The 19,021-nt window shown below is 67.5% G+C and carries 17 protein-coding genes and 2 pseudogenes; 9 read left to right on the top strand and 10 right to left on the bottom strand.

Annotation, left to right across the window (positions count from 1 at the left end):
• Both CA984_RS23995 and CA984_RS24000 read right to left on the bottom strand, forming a co-directional pair.
• The coding region (locus CA984_RS23995) for a hypothetical protein (RefSeq protein ID WP_133061762.1) at positions 1–481 on the bottom strand (481 nt) is incomplete at its 3' end.
• Positions 482–743: 262 nt separating this feature from the next.
• Positions 744–2,225, bottom strand: a complete 1,482-nt coding sequence (locus tag CA984_RS24000) for an acyltransferase family protein (RefSeq protein ID WP_086575823.1) — start codon at positions 2,223–2,225, stop codon at positions 744–746.
• 127 nt (positions 2,226–2,352) lie between these two features.
• Between CA984_RS24000 and CA984_RS24005 the strand changes: the two genes are divergently transcribed.
• From CA984_RS24005 to CA984_RS24020, 4 genes are all read left to right on the top strand, one after another.
• Positions 2,353–2,982, top strand: a complete 630-nt coding sequence (locus tag CA984_RS24005; protein ID WP_086575824.1) for a GNAT family N-acetyltransferase — start codon at positions 2,353–2,355, stop codon at positions 2,980–2,982.
• A gap of 881 nt (positions 2,983–3,863) precedes the next feature.
• Positions 3,864–4,499 carry a GOLPH3/VPS74 family protein gene (locus CA984_RS24010; protein ID WP_278249063.1) on the top strand — a complete coding sequence of 212 codons (636 nt, stop codon included), beginning with the start codon at positions 3,864–3,866 and terminating at the stop codon, positions 4,497–4,499.
• Positions 4,500–4,527: 28 nt separating this feature from the next.
• Positions 4,528–6,000, top strand: a complete 1,473-nt coding sequence (locus CA984_RS24015) for an APC family permease (protein WP_207621006.1) — start codon at positions 4,528–4,530, stop codon at positions 5,998–6,000.
• Positions 5,997–6,590, top strand: coding sequence for a GNAT family N-acetyltransferase (locus CA984_RS24020; RefSeq protein WP_086575826.1), 594 nt, complete (start codon positions 5,997–5,999; stop codon positions 6,588–6,590). Before CA984_RS24015 ends, CA984_RS24020 begins: the two co-directional genes overlap by 4 nt.
• Before the next feature lie 67 nt (positions 6,591–6,657).
• Here CA984_RS24020 and CA984_RS24025 read toward each other — a convergent pair whose 3' ends face one another.
• The gene (locus CA984_RS24025) at positions 6,658–6,849 is read right to left on the bottom strand and encodes a hypothetical protein (protein WP_086575827.1); all 192 of its coding nucleotides are present in this window, start codon (positions 6,847–6,849) and stop codon (positions 6,658–6,660) included.
• A gap of 558 nt (positions 6,850–7,407) precedes the next feature.
• The gene (locus CA984_RS24030) at positions 7,408–7,743 is read right to left on the bottom strand and encodes a YncE family protein (protein ID WP_207621007.1); all 336 of its coding nucleotides are present in this window, start codon (positions 7,741–7,743) and stop codon (positions 7,408–7,410) included.
• On the opposite strand from CA984_RS24030, the gene CA984_RS24035 reads away from it, so the two are divergent.
• Complete coding sequence (locus tag CA984_RS24035) at positions 7,714–8,268, top strand: LysR substrate-binding domain-containing protein (protein WP_207621008.1); 555 nt, start codon at positions 7,714–7,716, stop codon at positions 8,266–8,268. The two genes, CA984_RS24030 and CA984_RS24035, sit on opposite strands and share 30 nt — an antisense overlap.
• A gap of 63 nt (positions 8,269–8,331) precedes the next feature.
• On the opposite strand, the pseudogene CA984_RS48115 reads toward CA984_RS24035, so the two are convergent.
• A pseudogene (locus tag CA984_RS48115) lies at positions 8,332–8,528 on the bottom strand (IS5/IS1182 family transposase); the annotation flags it as partial.
• Positions 8,529–8,748: 220 nt separating this feature from the next.
• Here CA984_RS48115 and CA984_RS24040 point away from each other — a divergent pair.
• Entirely contained in the window at positions 8,749–10,098 is a 1,350-nt protein-coding gene (locus CA984_RS24040) for a carotenoid oxygenase family protein (protein WP_086575829.1), read from the top strand.
• Positions 10,099–10,164: 66 nt separating this feature from the next.
• Here the strand turns inward: CA984_RS24040 and CA984_RS24045 are convergent.
• The 3 genes and pseudogenes from CA984_RS24045 to CA984_RS24055 all read right to left on the bottom strand — a co-directional run.
• A pseudogene (locus tag CA984_RS24045) lies at positions 10,165–10,337 on the bottom strand (IS5/IS1182 family transposase); the annotation flags it as partial.
• 129 nt (positions 10,338–10,466) lie between these two features.
• The gene (locus tag CA984_RS24050; protein WP_086575830.1) at positions 10,467–10,691 is read right to left on the bottom strand and encodes a hypothetical protein; all 225 of its coding nucleotides are present in this window, start codon (positions 10,689–10,691) and stop codon (positions 10,467–10,469) included.
• A gap of 580 nt (positions 10,692–11,271) precedes the next feature.
• Positions 11,272–12,246 carry a helix-turn-helix transcriptional regulator gene (locus CA984_RS24055; protein ID WP_086575831.1) on the bottom strand — a complete coding sequence of 325 codons (975 nt, stop codon included), beginning with the start codon at positions 12,244–12,246 and terminating at the stop codon, positions 11,272–11,274.
• Between the two features lie 137 nt (positions 12,247–12,383).
• Here CA984_RS24055 and CA984_RS24060 point away from each other — a divergent pair, with 137 nt between their 5' ends.
• Positions 12,384–12,779 (top strand): RidA family protein, encoded by a 396-nt coding sequence (locus CA984_RS24060; protein WP_086575832.1) that lies wholly within the window; start codon positions 12,384–12,386, stop codon positions 12,777–12,779.
• Between the two features lie 1,568 nt (positions 12,780–14,347).
• Positions 14,348–15,280: a hypothetical protein gene (locus CA984_RS24070; protein ID WP_086575834.1), complete on the top strand. Its 933-nt coding sequence runs from the start codon at positions 14,348–14,350 to the stop codon at positions 15,278–15,280.
• Positions 15,281–15,382: 102 nt separating this feature from the next.
• Here the strand turns inward: CA984_RS24070 and CA984_RS24075 are convergent, their stop codons facing one another.
• Positions 15,383–16,027, bottom strand: coding sequence for a chloramphenicol phosphotransferase CPT family protein (locus tag CA984_RS24075; RefSeq protein ID WP_207621009.1), 645 nt, complete (start codon positions 16,025–16,027; stop codon positions 15,383–15,385).
• 728 nt (positions 16,028–16,755) lie between these two features.
• Positions 16,756–18,291 (bottom strand): endonuclease/exonuclease/phosphatase family protein, encoded by a 1,536-nt coding sequence (locus CA984_RS24085; RefSeq protein WP_086575836.1) that lies wholly within the window; start codon positions 18,289–18,291, stop codon positions 16,756–16,758.
• Positions 18,292–18,726: 435 nt separating this feature from the next.
• Here CA984_RS24085 and CA984_RS24100 point away from each other — a divergent pair, with 435 nt between their 5' ends.
• The gene (locus CA984_RS24100; RefSeq protein ID WP_086575837.1) at positions 18,727–18,936 is read left to right on the top strand and encodes a hypothetical protein; all 210 of its coding nucleotides are present in this window, start codon (positions 18,727–18,729) and stop codon (positions 18,934–18,936) included.
• The last annotated feature ends 85 nt before the right edge of the window (positions 18,937–19,021 follow it).

Raw genomic sequence — 19,021 nt, forward strand, 5'->3', positions numbered from 1 at the left:
CCGCCGCCCCCACCCGCTCCCCGGAAGCCCCGGCCAGGTACAGGAACAGCAGGAGCAGGGCGGAGGCGGGCAAGGCCGCGCTGTACCACAACGGTGAGACACCGAGGAAGATCTCACCGTCCTTCCCCTGGGTGAACAGCCCCTCCGGGTAGATCTGCGTACCTTCGTAGAAGAAGTCGCCGAAGTCCTCCGTCACCGGCGTCGCTGTGACCGCGCTGACGAAGCCCACGGCCGCGGCGACGGCCAGCGTCAGTGTCGTGAACCGCACGACGCGGCGGGTCCGGCGCAGGACGGCGGCCAGTATCAGCAGCGCGGGACCGCCGACGCCGACGAAGACGTCCAGGACGGACCAGGTCAGAGCATGCCCGCTGGCCCCGTCCACGCGGACGAACTGCTCGATCGCGCCTCTGGGGCCGATCCAGAGGTACATGCCGTGCGCGAGGTTGACGGCGGCGGGGATCAGCGGGAGCACGATCGCCACGGCGGGCAGCGGCCACCACCTGGCCGCCGACCGCGCCGGGACCGGCTGCGGAAGTCGATCGGTCTCGGAACCGGCGGAACAGCCGTTGGTGGTAGGCGCCAGGGTTACCGCACGATCCGGTTTCGATGTTCCTCGGCCCCGGATTCTCGGTAAGTCGCCGGCCGGCCGAGAATCCGACAGATGTACACCTGGCCTGCTCTGATGGAGGATGTCGCAGGATCGGTGTACCGGTCGGTGCCGGCAGCACCGGGCCGCACCGGCCTCATCTGTCGCCTGATGCGAGGCGCTTGCCCAGCCGTTGTGCCGGAACCTCCACGAAACGCCATGTCAGCGCGCTGAGTCCGAGCAGCAGCGCCACTGCACACGCCAGGGCCACCAGCCGCAGACCCAGAGGCACAGCCAGCGGCTCGGACCAGAACCGCTGGACGGTTTCCAGCAGCAGCGGATGAAGCAGGTAGATCGAGTAGCTGACCAGCCCCAGCCAGGCCAGAGCCCGCGGCGCCCTCCGGTGCCGCAGCGCCATTCCGGCGGCGAAGGTGATCCAGGCGGCGGCTATGGCCGTCTGGAGGCCGAACTCACCGCGCGCCAGCCAGATCCCACCCAGCGGCACCAGAGCCACCCATCCAGCTTGTCTCCAGGAGATCTCGCTCTGCTCAGCCCGATACAGCGCCGTGCCGGCGAACATGGTGGCCAGGATCAGCAGCCCCTGCCAAGGGCCGGGATAGCGCTGGTTGACCGCCAACAGCCCCAGCACGGTGACCCCGATGACGATCGCGCCCGCCTGCCGTACCGCGCCTGAGCCCTTGAGCACGGCGGCCAGGCCTACCGCCACCAGTGCGGTCACCAGCAGCGTGACCGTCAGCATCTGGCCCGGCCCGCCGGCCGACAACAGCGTGACCGGCAGCGCACCCGCGCCCAGCACGGCCACCGCGGTGAAGCCGAGCGCGCCCATGGTGCTCCCGCGGTTCACGCCGAAGGTGAACATCACGGTCAGCAGCAGGTAGAAGGCCATCTCATACGACAGCGTCCACAGCACGTTGACCAGGTTCGGCATATACAGCAAGTTCTGCAGCATCGTCAGATGACCCAGCGACAGGGAAACCGGCCGGGAACTCCACCAGATGTGCAGGTCGTCCCAGCCCACCGTCACCAGCAGCGCCATGCCCGCCACGCATACACCGAACAGTGGGTACAACCGGAAGAAACGAGAGATCCAAAAGGCCCGCACGCTGCCTCGCCGCTCCAACGATGCGGGCACGATGTAGCCGCTGACCAAGAAGAACACCGTCACCCCGTACCAGCCCGGCTCGAAGACCGCCTTGAGCGGCAGTTGCGCCTCGGGCAACAGCGGCTCGAGCGCGTGCTCCAGGACCACCACCAGGGCGGCGACGCCACGCAGGGCGTCGAGCCATGCCAAGCGCCGCCGGGTTTGCTGCGGTGCTTCATGAATTATCGGCATTCGGCTCATGCTAGCGATCAACGTCTGCAGGGCTGGTGTGCCGGTTGTCTGCGGGGCCGGTGTGCCGGTCAGGGGATGCGGCGGGCCGGCCGCCCCCGCCCTGCCCGCACGCCTGGCGGCCCGCCGACCCGTGGCGCAGGCGCTCAGCGCCGAAACAGCGTGACCGGCCCTGCTCAGCATGGTCGTCACCAACGTCATCACGCTCAGCCCGGTGCCGCTTCGGGTACGCCGCCGACTGTCGCCGTTCGGTTCGGGGACCGTCATGTACACGATCATGGCGCTCATGCCGGGCGCCCGGACGGCGTTCCGCGGCCTGCCGAGTCACGCCGCGCACCCGAGGGATCCGTAGACCTTTGTCGGCGAACCTGAGGTATCGATCGACCAGGTCACGGGCCGGGATACCGTTCCATCCATGATGCAGAACGACGGAGTAGAAGAAACCGGACGGACTGCGGCGATCGAGACGTTCCCAACCGGCCGGCGGGGAGATTCCTCCCGTGTGACCTTGCGTCCGATCACCGGCCACGACCAGGACGAGTTCCTGGAACTGGCCCGTGCCAGCGTTGACCTTCACCATCCGTGGATGTCCCTGCCCACCACACCGCAGATGTTCCAGGCCTACCTCGGACAATTCGACAACCCGCTGTCCGCCGAAAGCTTGCTGGTCTGTGTGCGTGACACCGGTGCCATCGCGGGCAACATCAACATCAACAGCATCATCCGCGGACGTTTCCAATGCGGCTCCCTCGGTTACGCGGCCTTCGCTCCCACCGCCGGCCAGGGATACATGTCCGAAGGACTCGGCCTGGTGTTGCGCTACGCGTTCGAGCAGTTGCGGCTCCACCGGCTGGAAGCCCAGATCCAGCCCGGCAACCACGCCTCCCTGACGCTTGTCCGACGACACGGTTTCCGCAAGGAGGGCTACTCACCCGACTTGCTGTTCATCGACGGCGCTTGGCGGGATCACGAACGGTGGGCCATCACCAGCACCATGATCGGCCACGTTCCCGACGCCCCGCATCCGACCCTGCCCATCCGCTGAGACACCTCATCTACAACGGCATCCGCAACGGCGGACGGCAACGACGACTCCGCCATGCGATCTGCGCAGCCCGCCTCACAGGCCTCTCGATGCCTGAGGCCCACTGACAACCGACAGCTCTGTGGTCTCGGTGGCCTGCACCCTGCCGAACCGGCCCGAGGTCCGGTTGGAAACCTCGTCGAGCATGCGCGCCGGGCGTCTACGCTGCGCCCCGCGGCCGCCGCACGATTTCCATTGCAGGTCCCCCGGCACCGAGTGACGTTGCTTTCCCGACCTGCGGGACGAAAAGCCCATAACGGCGAGAACGACTCGGGAGAGTTTCGCGAGGCACTCGCGCGTACACGCGTGGAACCCGACGGTGGGCCTCACCGGTTTCGCCGGGGTCTCTACACGCACGGGGTATTGGCCTGACCGATATCCCTGCGAGATTGAACGCCAAGGATTACCCCGGAGAGCCTCTGGGCCGTTCGGAATCCGGGTTGACTCGCTCCCGATGGCTCAACTCATTCCGAAACCATCAGTTAGCGCACGATCTGGCACGGATATTCCTCAATCCCCGGGACCTGAGTAGCCTTCGAGAGCCGCCCACCAGCGTCTTTCGCGCCGGCGTCACCACCTCACCACGGGAGGACCCGACGTTTCGGATGCCCTGAACGCGCTGAAGAAGCAGGTGGAGGAATTGCAGGTGGAGGCGTAGGACGTCGCGGTGCGACCGGTGGATTCGAAGTCGGCTGAACGCGAGCTGGAACTGAACGCGCTGTCGAAGAGGACAGAAGCTATCTGTCCGTTTCTTCGGTTCTCGTCTGGCCGACCTATGTCCGGCACCAGAACTTCGTTCGCATAATGACAAATTTAATGATTTAGCTATACGATCGCCGTTCGTGGTTGGAGTTGATCTCTCAAGAAGCCGATTGGCCAACGACCTGTTCTTTGTCATGCATGACAACGCGACCGGCCGGATGAGGCTTCATACCCGCCTGACCGGTCTGGGGCTGGCCGCCGCCATCCTGGGAGAACTGATGCTCGCCGGGCGGACAACCGTGGGATTGGCGGCGGGGCAGATACGGCTCGTCGTTCTCGACGGAGCGCCGCCCGAAGACGCGCTCACCAGGACCGCCCTGGAGCACATCATCTCCGAACCCTCGCATCGCTTCCATACCTGGTTGCAGTTCCTCGCCCGTACGGCACTCGCCGACGTGGCGGCCCGGATGACCGCCGACGGGCTGCTGCGCCCGCCCGGCAGACGCCCGTCGCGGAGGCAGGCACCGGTCGACGTGAACATCGCGGCGTGGCCCGGCGGACGCGTCAACCTGGCGATCCAACGCCGTGAACCGCTCAGCGTCCAGGACAGCGTCCTGCTGGGGCTGCTCGTCGCGACCGGCGGCAGCCGGCTCGTCCTGTGGGAGCAGAACCCGAGATACCTCTCCGATTCGATCACCACCCTCCCGGCGCCGCTCCAGGAACTGATCGCCCAGACCGAGGCTGCCGTAGGTGACTCCGTCATCAGCCGCCGGTGAACCCACCCCCCTCATCCCAAGGATCTCAATGTCCGTGACAGAACGAAGGGCCAGCGCCGTTTCCGCCGCGCTCGCCCAAGACCGCCTCGGTGTCCCGTCGGTGGTGTTCTTCGTCATCTCGGCGGCGGCGCCGCTGACTGTCATCGGTGGCTCGGTGACCGCCGCCTACGCCGCGACCGGCGTGACCGGCGTGCCGCTCGCCTTCATCCTGCTCGGAGCCATCCTGGGCCTGTTCGCCGTCGGCTACGTGACGATGGCCCGTTACGTCGTCAACGCCGGGGCGTTCTACGCGTACACCGCGAAAGGACTCGGCAGGCCGGTGGGGGTGGCGACCGCGTGGGTCGCGTTGCTGGCCTACAACGCGCTCCAGGTGGGTCTCTACGGCATGATCGGTGCGGCCGCCCAGCCACTGATCGCCGACTGGTTCGGAAGCTCTCCGCCCTGGTGGGTCATCGCGCTGGGCGCCTGGATGCTGACCGGGGTGCTCGGCCTCATGCGGGTCGACGTAAACGGGAAGGTCCTGTCGGTCCTGCTGCTGACGGAGATAGCCGTCGTCGTCGTGTTCGACATCGCGGACCTGATCAACCCGGCGGCCTCGGGCTACAGCCTCGACGTCTTCGGCCCGTCGAACCTCTTCGTCCCCGGGATCGGTGCGGTGGTCGCGATCTGCATCGCGTCCTTCGCGGGCTTCGAGTCGTCGGTGGTGTTCTCCGAGGAGACCAAGGACCCGAGGCGCACGGTGCCGATCGCGACCTACGTCGCACTCGCCGTCATCTCCGGGCTCTACGCCGTGTCGTCCTGGGCGATGACCGTGCCGATCGGCTCGGACAAGATCGTCGAGACCTCGCGCGAGCAGAGTTCGGCCCTCCTGTTCAACCTGGCCGGGCAGCACCTGGGGGCGACCGTCGCCACCATCGGCTCCCTCCTCTTCGTGACGAGCCTCTTCGCCGCGCTGATCGCCTTCCACAACACGATCTCCCGCTACATCTTCGCCCTCGGCAGGGAGAGGGTGCTGCCCGAGACCTTCGGTCGTACTTCCCCCCGGACCGGTGCCCCGATCAACGGCTCGCTGGCGCAGGGTGTCATCGGGCTGGTCACGATCGTCATATACGCGGTCTTCGGCCTGGATCCGGTCGTCCAACTGTTCTTCACCGTCGGATCGTTCGGTGGCCTGGGGCTGCTCATGATGCTGGCGGCCACCTCGATCTCCGTGCTGGTCTTCTTCGCCAAGAACCCCAACGAGGAGAACGCCTGGCGGACCAGGATCGCCCCGGGTATCTCCTCGGTCCTGCTGATCGTGGTCATCGTGCTCGTCATGGCCAACTTCGACACCGTGCTCGGCGTGGCCCCCGACTCCCCGCTGCGCTGGATCATGCCCGCCGTCTACTTCGTCGCCGTGGGGCTCGGCGTCATGTGGGGGCTCGCCCTGCGGGCCAACCGGCCGGAGGTATACGCGAACATCGGACGGGGCGCCCAGGCGGCCGTGGGAGGGACCAAATGACAGAGATCATTCGCGTTCAGAACACTCCCGGAGCCGCCGAGACCATCGGCGCGATCATCGCCACCTCCTTCCACGAGCAGGAGATCTCGGCCTGGATGATCCCGCCGGACGACGATCGCCGCCGGGTGATGCCCCCCTTCTTCTCCATGATCACCGAAAGCGCCCTCATCCACGGCGAAGTCCACGCGACGGCCGACATGTCCGCCGTGGCCGTGTGGTTCCACAAGGGCGCCGGGCCGCTTCCCGAGATCCCCGACCGGGACGCCCGGGTGGAGGCGTTCGCCGGTCCCCACGCAGAGCGCATCGGGCAGATGGGAGAGGAGATGGACGGTCGCCACCCCCACGACCCGCACCACTACCTGGCGTTCCTCGCCGTGCTCCCCGGGCACCAGGGACGGAAGACGGGGACCCGGCTGCTCGAGGAGTACCACCGCGGGCTCGACGAGGCGGGCATACCCGCGTACCTGGAGGCCAGCAGCACCCACAGCCGCAGGCTCTACCTGCGCCACGGCTACCAGGACCTCGGCGACCCGATATTCATGCCCGACGGCCCGCCGATGTTCCCGATGTGGCGCCCGTCGAACCCCTGACCCGAGTGCTGCCCCCGCCCCCGGCCCATCGTGACGCTGTCGGCGAATCAAACAGAGAGCGCCCTCATCACCCTGTGATGAGGGCGCTCTCTGTCGTGTTCTCCCTGGGGAGGAGGTCATCGATGTCCATGCGTCCGATGAGCTGCGATTCGGTCCCCGCCGGCCACTGCACCGAGGCGACCGTCACCACGATGGCGCCCAGTACGAGGACAACGACCCAGTCACTCGCCACGAACGACTCCTCGTAGGTGGTCTTCACCAGTGATTCACTACAGCCCTCCCTCGGGGGCTCGGTAGGAATGGCTGTGAACCCGACGATGTTGCCGTTGAGCTACAAAGGCTCCTGGGAACATGACCACGAGGACGATAGGCCAAGCTCTGTCCACGCAGGTCAGACGCATATCCGTTGGATTTTCCGCGATTACTACCGGCCCCCCTCGACGACGCGGGGGCCTCAGAGCGGGTATCACGAATCCGCCATACCGCCGGCAGCGGCAGGGTAACGGCGGTTATGGGGATGGCGGTCCCGGCGCTGGTGATCAGAACGGGGCGAGTGTCGAGAAAGGCGGCGGGGGACGATCGGCAAACAGGTGCTCAGTACCACGATTCCCAAGTCGATCGGAGACCCGGTGGGATGCAGCCCTGCGTCTGCGGCACCTCGTCCATCACACAGCAGGCCTTCCCGCCGACTCCGAGATCGATGCCATCATCGTCGGTGAGGCCGATCGGGACCACCCTGGGCATCATCCGAGCACTCACCCAGTTCCCTGCACTGGACGGCCGGTCGGGCACTGAACACGTTTATTCCAACGCCGATTCACGATGTCCGGCGGGGGATGCAGGCCAGGCCCTCGCTGCCGGGCACTTCCACCTTGGCCGTCATTGTGCCGGTACGCAGATCCACCACCGACACGTACGGTGCCTCCTTGTTGCTGGCGTAGCCTGTGTTGCCGTCCGGGCTGATGACGGACCAGTGCGGCCCCTTGGCGCCGGTGCCGATGCGGCCGATGGACTTGCGGGTGGCGAGGTCGACGACCATGACAGCGCCCGGCCGGTCCTCGGCCCCTTCGACGCTGACGTACAGCAGGTCCCGGGCGGCGTCGATGGCGAGCCCATGCGGTGCGTGCTCGGGCGTCAGGTCGATCACGTCCACGATGCGGCGCTGGAGGGAGGCCCCGCGCTGCGGCAGGGCGAGGTGGACATCGAGCTCGGCGTGCTGGACGACCTCGACTCAGAGATCCGCACCGAACCGCTGGCCCGCATCGTCATGGTGGCCGTGGCCAGGAAAGACCACCCGCTGTTCGCCGAGCCCATCACCCCGCAGCGCTTCGCGCAGGCGCCGCACATCGGCATCTCACGTCGCGGAAGATTGCGCGGCCCCATCGACGCCGCTCTGGCCAAGCACGGTCTGGGCCGCCGAGTGGCCGCTGTCGTTCCCAGCCACACCACCGCCATGATGCTGGCCGCCACCAGCGACCTCGTCTGTCTGACGATCGACGGATGGCTCGGTCAGACTCTCACCGCGCTGGGCCTGCGAGCCTTCCCCATCCCGTTGGACGTGCCCCCGATGGCGATCGGCATGGCCTGGCACCCACGCCACGCGGCCGATCAGGGACACGCCTGGCTCCGCGGCCAGCTCCGCATGGTCACCAGCACCCTTGTCGAGAGCGCCGCCTGATCGCGCTGCATCCGTGTCGAGAGGGTGTCTTCGATCCTTGGGGGTCGCGCGGATAGGTGACGGTCATCGGCGTCGATGGGGTCGGGAGTCCCAGCGGTGAGTGTGCCAGGCTCGGCGGATCAGGCTACGGACGGTGACGATGGCGTCGGCGAGGTCGAAGAGGCCTCCACGGCCTGCGCTCGTCGTTCGTGACAGCGGGCCAGGCGGGTGAAGGCGTCATGCCAGGCGTTCGTCCGCTCGATATACCGGCGCGCTGTCGCGCCTGATCGCCCGCCTGGAGCGGGCCGGACCGGTGAGCCGGGTGCCCGCACCGGTCTCGTCACGACCTCCGTCCGGGCCTGCCGCCGAAGATTCTCGCACCGCCCTGGCCTGCGCGTACGCCGGGCGGCTGACGGCGGCCGGCAAAACAAGACTGTTCTTCGCGGATTTCCCCGCGCATGGTTGTCGGCGTCCCCCGACCACGCCGACAGGAGATCCACCATGGCCGAGACCGTCCCGCTGCATCTCGCGGGCAACAACGCGCCGATCGCGGAGGAGGTGACGCTGGAGCCCGCCAAGGTGACGGGCGAGATCCCCGCTGAGCTGTCGGGCCAGTTCTTCCGTAACGGGCCCAACCCGCGCACCGGCTGGTCGCCGCACTCCTTCGCGGGCGACGGCATGATCCACACGATCGCGCTGGACGGCGGCCGGGCGCGCTGGTACCGCAACCGGTACGTCCGCACGCCGCTGTACGAGCACCCCGGCGAGTCCCGGTTCGCCCTCGCCTTCGATCCCGGCACGGGCCGGATCGACTACCGGGTGACCACAGCCAACACGCACCTGATTGCGCACGCGGGCAGGCTGTTCGCGCTGGAGGAGGGCGGCTTCCCGTACGAGGTGACGCCCGACTTGGCCACCATCGGGGCGTACGTCTTTGACGGGGCACTGCAGACGCCGATGACCGCGCACCCGAAGACCTGCCCGATCACCGGTGAGCTGCTGTTCTTCGGGTACCGGCTGCGTCCGCCGTACCTGACGTACTACCGCGCCGACGCTGCGGGGAAGGTGGTGCAGACGCGGGTGGTCGACGTGCCGCGGGCGACGATGATGCACGACTTCACCGTCACCCGCGAGCACGTGATCTTCCTGGACCTGCCGGTCGTCTTCGACGCGGCCCAGGCCGCCGCCGGTGCGCCGCCATGGCGCTGGGACGACGCCCATCAGGCCAGGTTCGGCGTCCTGCCGCGCACGGCCGGCGACGACGCGCCCGTACGCTGGTTCGACATCGCGCCGTGCTACATCTGGCACACCATGAATGCCTTCGAGGACCCCGCCACCGGCACGATCACGGTCACCGGCACCCGGGTGCCGTCGCTGTGGCGCGGCGGCACCGAGGACGTCGGCGGCGGCCTGCCCACATTGCACCGCTGGACCCTGGACCCGCGCGCGGGCACGGTCACGGAGGCCCCCATCGACGACGCGCCCAGCGAGTACCCGCGTGTCGCCGACAGCGCGATCGGGCTGCCGCACCGCTACGGCTACACCACCAGCTTCGCCCTGGAGGCCGAGCCGGAGCGGTCGGAGATCTACGCCTATGACCTGGCCGACGGCGGCGTACGGGCGGTGCACCGCTTCCCGGCCGGGCACACCTGCGGCGAGGCGGTGTTCGTGGCGGCGGGCGCGGCCGGGGAGAACGACGGCTACCTGATGACCTTCGCCCACGACCGCGCCACCGACCGCAGCTATCTGGCCATCCTGGACGCCGCCGACCTGGCTGCGCCGCCACTGGCCGAGGTGCATGTCCCGGTCCGCGTCCCGGCCGGCTTCCACGGCAACTGGATCCCGGCCTGAGCATCGGGGTACCGTTCGCGGAGTCTCAGTGATCCTCAGCTGAGCGGTCGCGCGGATAGGTGACGGTCATCGGCGCCGATGGGGTCGGGCGTCCCAGCGGTGAGTGTGCCAGGCTCGGCGGATCAGGCTACGGACGGTGATGACGGCGTCGGCGAGGTCGAAGTGGCCTCCACGGCCTGCGCTCGTCGTTCGTGACAGCGGGCCAGGCGGGTGAAGGCGTCATGCCGTCGACCTGAGTGGAGGGCCTTGACAGCAGCGGGGCGGATTCGCCGACAGCATCCCTTCGGGTGGGGGCGTCGATCATGTCCGCCTGCTCTGGCCGGCGCGACGAATGGGTCTCGGCCGACCGACGCCCCCGCACTGGTCCTCTAGAGGATGTCGAGTCCGATGCCACCGATGCCGATCAGGCCACCGACCCCGACACCGTGGCCGACCCCGCTGCCCGAGCTCTCGTAGTAGCCGCCGCCGTAGTAGCCGCCGCCGAACAGGTCACTGAGAGGGTCCGCCGCTGCGTGGGCTGAGCCGACGGCTACAGGCGACGCCAGGACGGCGCCGACGCCGATCAGCGCGGCGACGATCGTGGTGCGGTTCACGCGGTTCTCCTTCGAGCAGGGGTGTGCCGCCTGCTGCGGACACCCTCTCCGGTTACTGCACGCCCCATACGACTACCTGGAGTGAGCGAGACCAAGTTTGCCGGCATCCAGGCGTGTCCGCCCGAGTCGGACAGCGAGAGGGTGTCGTCATGCCTGCCTGTTCGGCCACCTGTGTGGAGCATCCCGGTCGCTCGCGGCCGTCGTCCGCCGTGCCGCTCGGACCTGAATCGCGCGCTGCGGGTCATGGAGCCGTACGCACCGAAAAGGGTTGAGCGATGCCAAAAAGATCACGCCCGCAAGAACCGCGCCCGCGGGCGTCAGCAAAGCGCGCCCGGTGCCGCCCACAATTGATGACGTGCGTGTGCTCGGCCAGCGGACAACCCGCTGGACGAGCCGGGGGCCACCGTCAGAGTCGAGATGGACGACCCGCACCGGGCCGGCATCGCCGTCGCCCTGACCCTGCGACGACCGATACCACTGGTCGTCACCCCTGACAGCACGGCCGAGTGACCGGGGAGGGTTGCACACCTGGACGACCGCCGGGAGCGGCATACCGCACCTTGCCCAACCCGGCCTGGCGTCAACGGAGCCGTCGGTAGCGGGTGGCGATCGCGGCGGCGCGGTCGCGCAGGGAGTCGCGCAACCACTGCGGGGCCAGGGCTTCCGCGTCCGTGGCGAGCTGCCACAGCGCCCATTCGGCGTGTCTCGGATCTTGGAAGGTCACCTCCAGCCGCAGCCGGCCGTCTGCGTCGGCTTCTTCGGCGCGGACGGCCAGCGCGGTGCCCACCAGGTCCTCCCGCCGAGCCGGGTCCACCCGTACCAGCACGGTGACTTGGTCGCCGCCGGCCCGGAACCGCGTGCTGCGTTCCTGCCAGGCCTGGTCCAGGTCGACCCGGTCTGGTCGCTGCGCGGGTTCGGCGAGTTCCTCGGCGGCCAGGATCCGGGACAGCCGGTAGGTGCGGTCCGCGCCAGACCTCGTGGCCAGCAGATAGCCCCGGTCGCGTACGGTGACCAGGCCGATCGGGTCCACCGTGCGCCATTTCGGGGTCTGGTCCACAGCCGCGTAGTGGATGCGCACCTTGTGTCCGGCGAGCACCGCGCGCAGGACCTCGGCCACTATGGCGTCAGGCGCCTCCTCGGCGACCAGCCGACGCGAGAGGAGGTCGATCTCCGGGTCGATGAGCAATCGCTCGGCCGCGCCGGCCGCGGTGTCCCGATAGCTTTCGGGTAGCGCGTCAACCACCTTGAGCATCGCCGAAGCGAGCGCCGAGCCGAGGCCGAACGCCTGCGCGCCGCGCCGCGATCCGGCGACCAGCAGGGCGAGGGCCTCGTCGTGGTTCAGTCCGGTGAGCTCGGTCCGGAAACCGGGCAACAACGCGAAACCGCCGTGTCGGCCGCGTTCGGCGTAGACAGGGACGCCGGCCGCGGACAGCGCCTCGATGTCGCGCAGCACGGTGCGGGTGGACACCTCCAGCTCGCGGGCCAGCGCGGCCGCGGACAGCCGACCGTGCTGCCGCAGCAGCAGCACCAGCGAGACCAACCGATCGGCGCGCACGTCAGAACTTTACAGAGATATACGACAAAGGATGTCGTGTATTCGCTGCGAAGCTGATCAACGTCACGGAGAAGACGGTGGCTACCGAGCCGACGGACGTACGTAATGTCGGCGAATCGAATGGAGCTGATATGGCAATGGAGCGAACGGCGGTCAACCCGTGGGCGTGGTCGGTGGAGATGGGGTACAACCAGGGTGAGATCGTTTCCGGGCACACCCGGACCCTGTACTGCGCCGGACAGACCGCGATGAGCGGCGACGGCAAGCCCGAGCATGCCGGTGACATGGCGGCGCAGTTGGCGCTGAGCCTCGACAACCTGGAGGCCGTGCTCGGCGAGGCAGGCATGTCCCTCGCGAACCTCGTCCGGCTCAACGTCTACACCACCGACGTCGATCGGCTCTTCGAGCACTACGGCGTGCTGGCGTCGCGGTTGGGCGCCACCGGGGTGGCACCGTCCACCACGATGCTCGGGGTGGCGCGGCTGGCGATCCCCGACCTGATGGTCGAGCTTGAGGGGACCGCCGTCGCCTGATGAGACCTCGCCGCCTCCGGCAGGGCTGCCGGAGGCGGCACGAGCAGTGGGCAGGTGGGTGATTTCCGGTGCTCAGAATGGCGACAATCGGTGTCTGCGGCTCCGGCGACGAGCCCTTCCCGCAACGACTGCGGCACGCGGACGTTCGTCTGCTCCTCGACGTACGCCGGCGCCGCGATGCCCCCGGACCCGAGCGCTCCTGGGCGAACTCACGCCGGCTGCGGACGGCGCCCGCCCATGCTCGGATCGTCGACTCCCAGGACGGCGTCGACGGACGGCCACTGCCGCCGCAGGGCTTCTCCCTGGACCGAACCGGTTCTTCTTCGCCGACCAATAGCCGGACTCCGCGCTGGTAGCCACGGTCGGCGCTACTCCAACGGTGCCGCTCGGCGGCGGCCTACGCATGATCTAAGCCGATTTTCCGGCTTTTACTTATATACCCATACCAACCCACCCATCGAACCTTCAATAAGCGTGATCGTCATTGAAAATATACGCATGCCGCAAGTAGCCCATCCGGAAGATGGCACCCATGGATGCGATGCAAAAATTGATCAGCGGCCACCCTGTTTATTTGCACAATGATATATGAAGTTTTTTGGCATTTTTGTTTCACGTGACGATGAAGTGATGTTAATGCAGGGTACGCATGCTCTTGAGTCGTCACACATCCGACCGTCCGGATGCTCCTGGAAGGCCTCACATCCTGACGGTGCATCTCGATCTGCCTGTCCGTTACAGGTGAGGAACGATCCAGGGGCCCGCGGATGCCGGTGCTTTCCCCGGATCGTTCCTCACCGGACCATGAGCAGGGCGGCCCGGTAGCGGCCGCTTCCCGATTTCGATCGTATGCCGGCTCATAAGTGCATGTTCCGCTGAGGGCGAGCGAGGGGCGAACGGTGGGTTTTCGACGATGGGGCGTACTGGGGGTCGCAGCTTCGTTTTTCTTGGTCATGTCGTGCGGGAACAGCGGGCCTCAGCCCGCGACCACACCCCCGCCACAGTCGGACGGTCCGGACGTCGGAGGGGACGTCCAGCCACGGGCGACAGACATAATCGAGACCCGTCTCACCAGGAAGCAGCTGCGTGACATCATCAAAGCCTGCGGCGAGGCAACCGAGTTCGGCGGGAGCCAGGATCCCTGCCCGAAGGCAATCGTAGAAACAATTGAAAACAACAACAAGGACAAAGACAAGGACAAGCGCAAGGACAATATGAAGTGTGGGCCGCACGACCGGTGCTTGAAGGTGTACGGCCTCCCTCACCCCGACTCCGACGAGGCCGGGTTCATCAAGATCACAGACAACCGGCCCCGAGGGGAGTCAGTGTGTGAATCAGGACCCGACCATGTATGCCTGCGTATCGGGGTGAAGACGTCGAGCGTGCTCGACCAGATCGTCGAAACGGCACGGTCGACCACGTCTCCCATGGAGGCCCCGACCTCGACGGAGACCTTGACGGAGACCTCGACCCCGACCCCGGCGGAGACCGCCCCGACGGCTTCACCAGTCCAGCCGCGGCCCCCGAAGCCAGAACCCACCTCGGCTCCGACCGGAAGTCCCTGACACGTGACTACCAAAGCGACCGATCCGTCCGCCGACGATCGGGGGCTCGGCCCGTTGATCCAGCTCGCCGGCCAGGTGCTGGCGCCGGCCGGCGTGCTGACGGCGGTTCTGTACCACTTCGGGTATGTACGCGAGAAGGAACGCCTTGCCTACTTCGGCGTGGATCTCGGCAGTGTCGGGTTGTCGACGACGGACTACCTTCTGAGCAGCGCGGGCCCGCTGTTCTCTCTATTGGCAACCGTGGTGGTCATAGGGGTCGCAGCGGTGATCGCTCATCACCTGCTCTCTTACCTGCTGAGTCGCGCAAACCACCGATGGCAACAGATCACCTGGGTGGCTCTCAGCGCCATTGCCCTTGTTCTGCTGGCGGTTGGTTCGATCGGCATGCATTGCAGTTTGGACGCCCTTGCCCTTGTCTGGCTGGCGGTCAGCGCGTTCGGCCTGCGGTGCAGTTCGGACGCCCTCATCTTTCCGGTGATGCTCGGCGGCGGCGCTCTACTGCTCGAGTATGCAACGGAGAACGCAAGGACCTATAAGGTGGTGCCGGAACAGTTGTCGACGGGCCTTGCCGCGGCACGGATCCTTCGCCGTGCCCTGGTCGTCTCACTCGTCCTGATCGCCGCTTTTTGGGCTACAGACGTCAAGGCAAAGCAGAGCGGACTCGACGCTGCTTACGCAATCGAATCGGCACTCCCCTTCCTGCCTCAGGCGATCGTTTATAGCCGCGACCGCCTGTATATCTCCGGCCATGGGGTCGGCATGACGCCACTCAGCGATTCGAACGCTTTCGCCTTCCGCTACAACGGCCTGCGCTTACTCAAGCACGCAGGGGGGCGCTGGTTCCTGCTCCCGGTCGGTTGGAGGCGCGACAACGGAGCGACGGTGAAATTGCTGCCGGATTCGAGGAACGACATCCGAGTGGAACTCGCGCCCTGACCACAACTCGAAAAGAATCCGAACCCCCGTGCCAGACAAAGTTCATCGTCCGCAGGACTCGGGGTCCGGTAAGGCTCGATCCCGTGCACCACAAGGCGTTGTTCATCCGTAATGAGGTGAGGGACCGCCCTCGTGCTGCCGTCGTAGCGGTGGGGTGGAAGGAGGACATCGCAGGACGGCTTTGGCCAGGTCGATGGGGGTTTCCGTGCTGGTGTCGACCGTTATGTCATAGGCGAAGCCGTGCTCGTGAACCGTACGCAGGTGTCCACGCGCGAGTCCACTCTCGTTGCCTCGCGCCACCTCCCGCTCCTCGGCCACCGGCAGCGGGCACATCACACCCACCAGCAGCACGTCCAGGCCCGCCAGCGCGTCCATCCACACCGGCAGCAGATCCGGGGACAGCAGCATTTCATCGATGACAAGGTCGTCGCCGCCGCGGGCGAAGGCCGCCGCGGCGGTACAGGCCGAGTGCAGCATCCGGCGGCCGACCGGACCGTAGCGGATGACCACCGATGGGTGGCCGTCCTCGTCACGGACGGTGCGGTCGTACCAGAAGCCGGCGCGGCTGAGGGGACCGCCGCGACCACCGCCCCAGTCCGGTGGGACGAGGTGGAACAGGGTGTCGATCCCCCAGTGGACGAACGGAGTATCGCTCTCGTCCTGGATGGCCCGGGCCAGGGTCGTCTTGCCCGAGCTCGACGTCCCGTTGAGGAAGACGACTCGGCCCGGGGGTTCGGCGTTCCGCACGTCGGCCACTGTATCCAGCACGGCGGGCGGCGCCGCATCATGTCGGTTCAGCTCAACGGCTCCCTGATGACGCTCAGCCACCACTTCACGGGCTTCGCGTCGGAACCAAGCGCCTTGCTTCCCTCCGTAGGGCGAGTCCCCGGCCCCACTCGTGCGTGAATCCTTCATGATCGAAAGTGAAGATCTACCGAGATGGTGGAAATGAGACAAAGGCGGGTGTTGATGTAGGGGCGATGGATGATTCGGGTTCTGCTCGCCGAGGACATGCACACGGTCCGAGGGGCGCTTGTCGCACTGCTGGAGCTCGAACCTGACATCAAGGTGGTCGCGGAGGCGGCGACCGGCGACCGGCGACCGGCGACCGGCGACGAGATCGTGCCCCTGGCGCCGCTGCACGAGCCGGACGTGGCGGCGGTCGACGTCGGGTTGCCCGGCGTCGACGGGCTCACCGCGACGGCCGAGCTGCGCAGGCGGCTGCGCAGCTGGCACGGCGCCAGGGCGAGGCGGWGACGATGCGGAAACAGGCAGGGCGGTCAACGCCCTGGGCGCCGGCATGGCCGCCCAGCAGCGGAGCAAGGCCACCGTCCGGGACTGACGTCCTTCCCGCCGACGGGCTCGTCCAGGTCATCGGCTCGGGGTTGCGTGAGGGCACGAAGATCGGGAGGGCCACGGGATGGTCCGGCTCACCGGTGTCAGGAAGGAGCTGGGGCCGTGAACGCGGAGCCCGGTCAACGGACGGCGAACGTGGTCAGCACGGCGGCGTGGTCGGAGGTCCAGGCGTTGTCTCTGTGGTCCGGAATCGGCGCCGGGGTGCCCTCGACGACCGCGTCGGACGACTTCACCTTGAGATCGCCCTTGTAGTGGACGAAGTCGATGCGGTCCTGCGGCTCGGGCTCACCCTTGTGGCCGTCGTGATCGTACCCGCCGGTGAACGTGGTGTAGATCGGCGACCAGGTGGTGCCGGGGGCGGCGACCGGATCGGGGTGGGCCACGCGATAGGAGTCCTTCATCCCGGACTGCTCAGGAGCGACCGAGGTGGGCCAGGGCACGGAGTCGTAACCGCACTTCTTGGTCGCCGCGGTCCAGTCGAGGTGCGAGGGGGCGTTGAAGTCACCGGTCAGCAGGACGGGTGTATGGCTCGCCTCCGCGAGGTCGCCGGACATGGCCGACATGATCTCCTGGATCTGGCGCGTGCGCTTCGACTCGGCCTCCCTGGCCATCAGCCGCTCGACGCTCCATTTTCCGAAGCACGCGTCGTACGGGCCGTAAGGGGTGTAGCCGAGGTGCACGTTCCAGACGGCCACCTCGTGCCGGTCGTCCAGCCTGATCTTCGCGTTGATCCCCGCCAGGCCCGACTCGGAGGGCAGCGGCCCGCGCGAGACGATCGGGTACCGGCTGACGATGCCCAGGTCCGCGCCCGCCTGGTAGTAGTCCCAGCCGAGCGCCTCGGCCAGCTCCTTGGCGGACGTGGACGACGTCTCCTGCATGCCGACCACGTCGACGTCGCGGTCGAGCAGGAACTTCAGCTGCTTCTCCCTGCCGCCCTTGACCTGGCTGCCGCCGTGCCACAGGTTCCAGGACATGGTCGTGAGCTCGGGCACCAGCGGCCCGCCCGGAGGCCGTACGCGGACGCCGACCGTGGCGGTGGCGCTCTCGCCCGCCTGGTTGCGCGCCTCCACCGTGAAGGTGGCCGTCTTCGCCGACGCCGACGCCGGCGGCGTGCCGGTCACCGTGCCGTCCTGGCCAATCCGCACCCAGGCCGGGCCGTCCGCCTTCCGGAAGCTCGCCTCACCGCGGACCGTACCTTTGACGGTGGCCGTGTACGGGGACTTGGCGCGGGCGTTGCGCAGGGTGAACGCACGGGTCACGAAGTGGAGCGGCTCGCTGCTCGCGATCTTCACCTTCACGGGTGCCGCCAGCCACTCGTAGCCGTCCTTGGCCAGGGCGTAGGTGATGTAGTCGCCCGGTTCGAGCCCGTCGGTGGGCAGGGTGGCCGTGCCCGAGCCGGAGGGGATGTACACCCACTTCAGCGAGGGACCGACGTGCTTCTGGTCGACGGGCCCGTTGCCCGGGTCGGTGTAGAGGCCGATCCAGTTCTTGGAGTCGGGGCGCGGCGTGGAGTAGGACAGCTCTATGGGGTCACCCGCCTTCACGCTCGCCGTCCGGAGCGAGAGCGTGCCGTCAGGGGCACCGGCGTGGGCCGGGACGGCGGGCAGGGCCACGGCGGCCAGCAGCCCGATGGTCAAGGTCAGAAAACGCGACATTTAACGTCCTTATTCGCCAGTCGGTCGAAGGAAGGATCTAGTGCGCGAAAGACCGTGAGATTGCCGCAAACTGACCAGAAGTAATCTTTTTGGGAACGCGTGGTCGCGGGGCTCCGCGCCTGCCGGAGAAGCGAGCGAGAACAGGGTTGAGCAAGCCGAGTGGTCCGTCAAGGCTCGACATGATGGACCGGCGTCAAATACCGGAATCGCGGCCGTAGTCGTCTTGGAGGCGCTCGATGTCGTCCTCGCCGAAGTAGGAGCCGGTCTGCACCTCGATGAAGGCCGCCACCTCCTCGCCGGGGTCGGCGGCCAGTAGAAGGCCGAGCGCGACAGCTCGCGGGCCGCCGCCAGGTGCCTGTCGGCGTCCGGCACGTCGATGACCGGACCCTCCAGGTAGTCGATCATCGCCCAGTTGGCGAGGGTGATGTCGCTCGCGTGGGCGCCCCGCGTGAAGTTGCGGCGGGCGGCGATCCTGCGGAAGGTCCACAGGTCGGCGGCGCCCTCGGCGTGTTCCACTCCCCCATCGCCTCGGACAACGGCCGGGTGGCAGCGCCGTCGTTCGGCAACCAGGATGGCGTCGACTACATGTTCTACGAGGCCGGCCAACGGCTGAAGGCACGCATCTGCATCGCTCGCGCCGTCTGACTCCACGGCCCGGCGGTCGGATCGGCGCCGCAGGGAGCGGAACAGCTCTCTGTGACCGCATGTCAGTGTCGGCAGACCGCGGAAT

The sequence above is a fragment of the Streptosporangium minutum genome, assembly GCF_002149035.1.
Taxonomy (GTDB): domain Bacteria; phylum Actinomycetota; class Actinomycetes; order Streptosporangiales; family Streptosporangiaceae; genus Streptosporangium; species Streptosporangium minutum.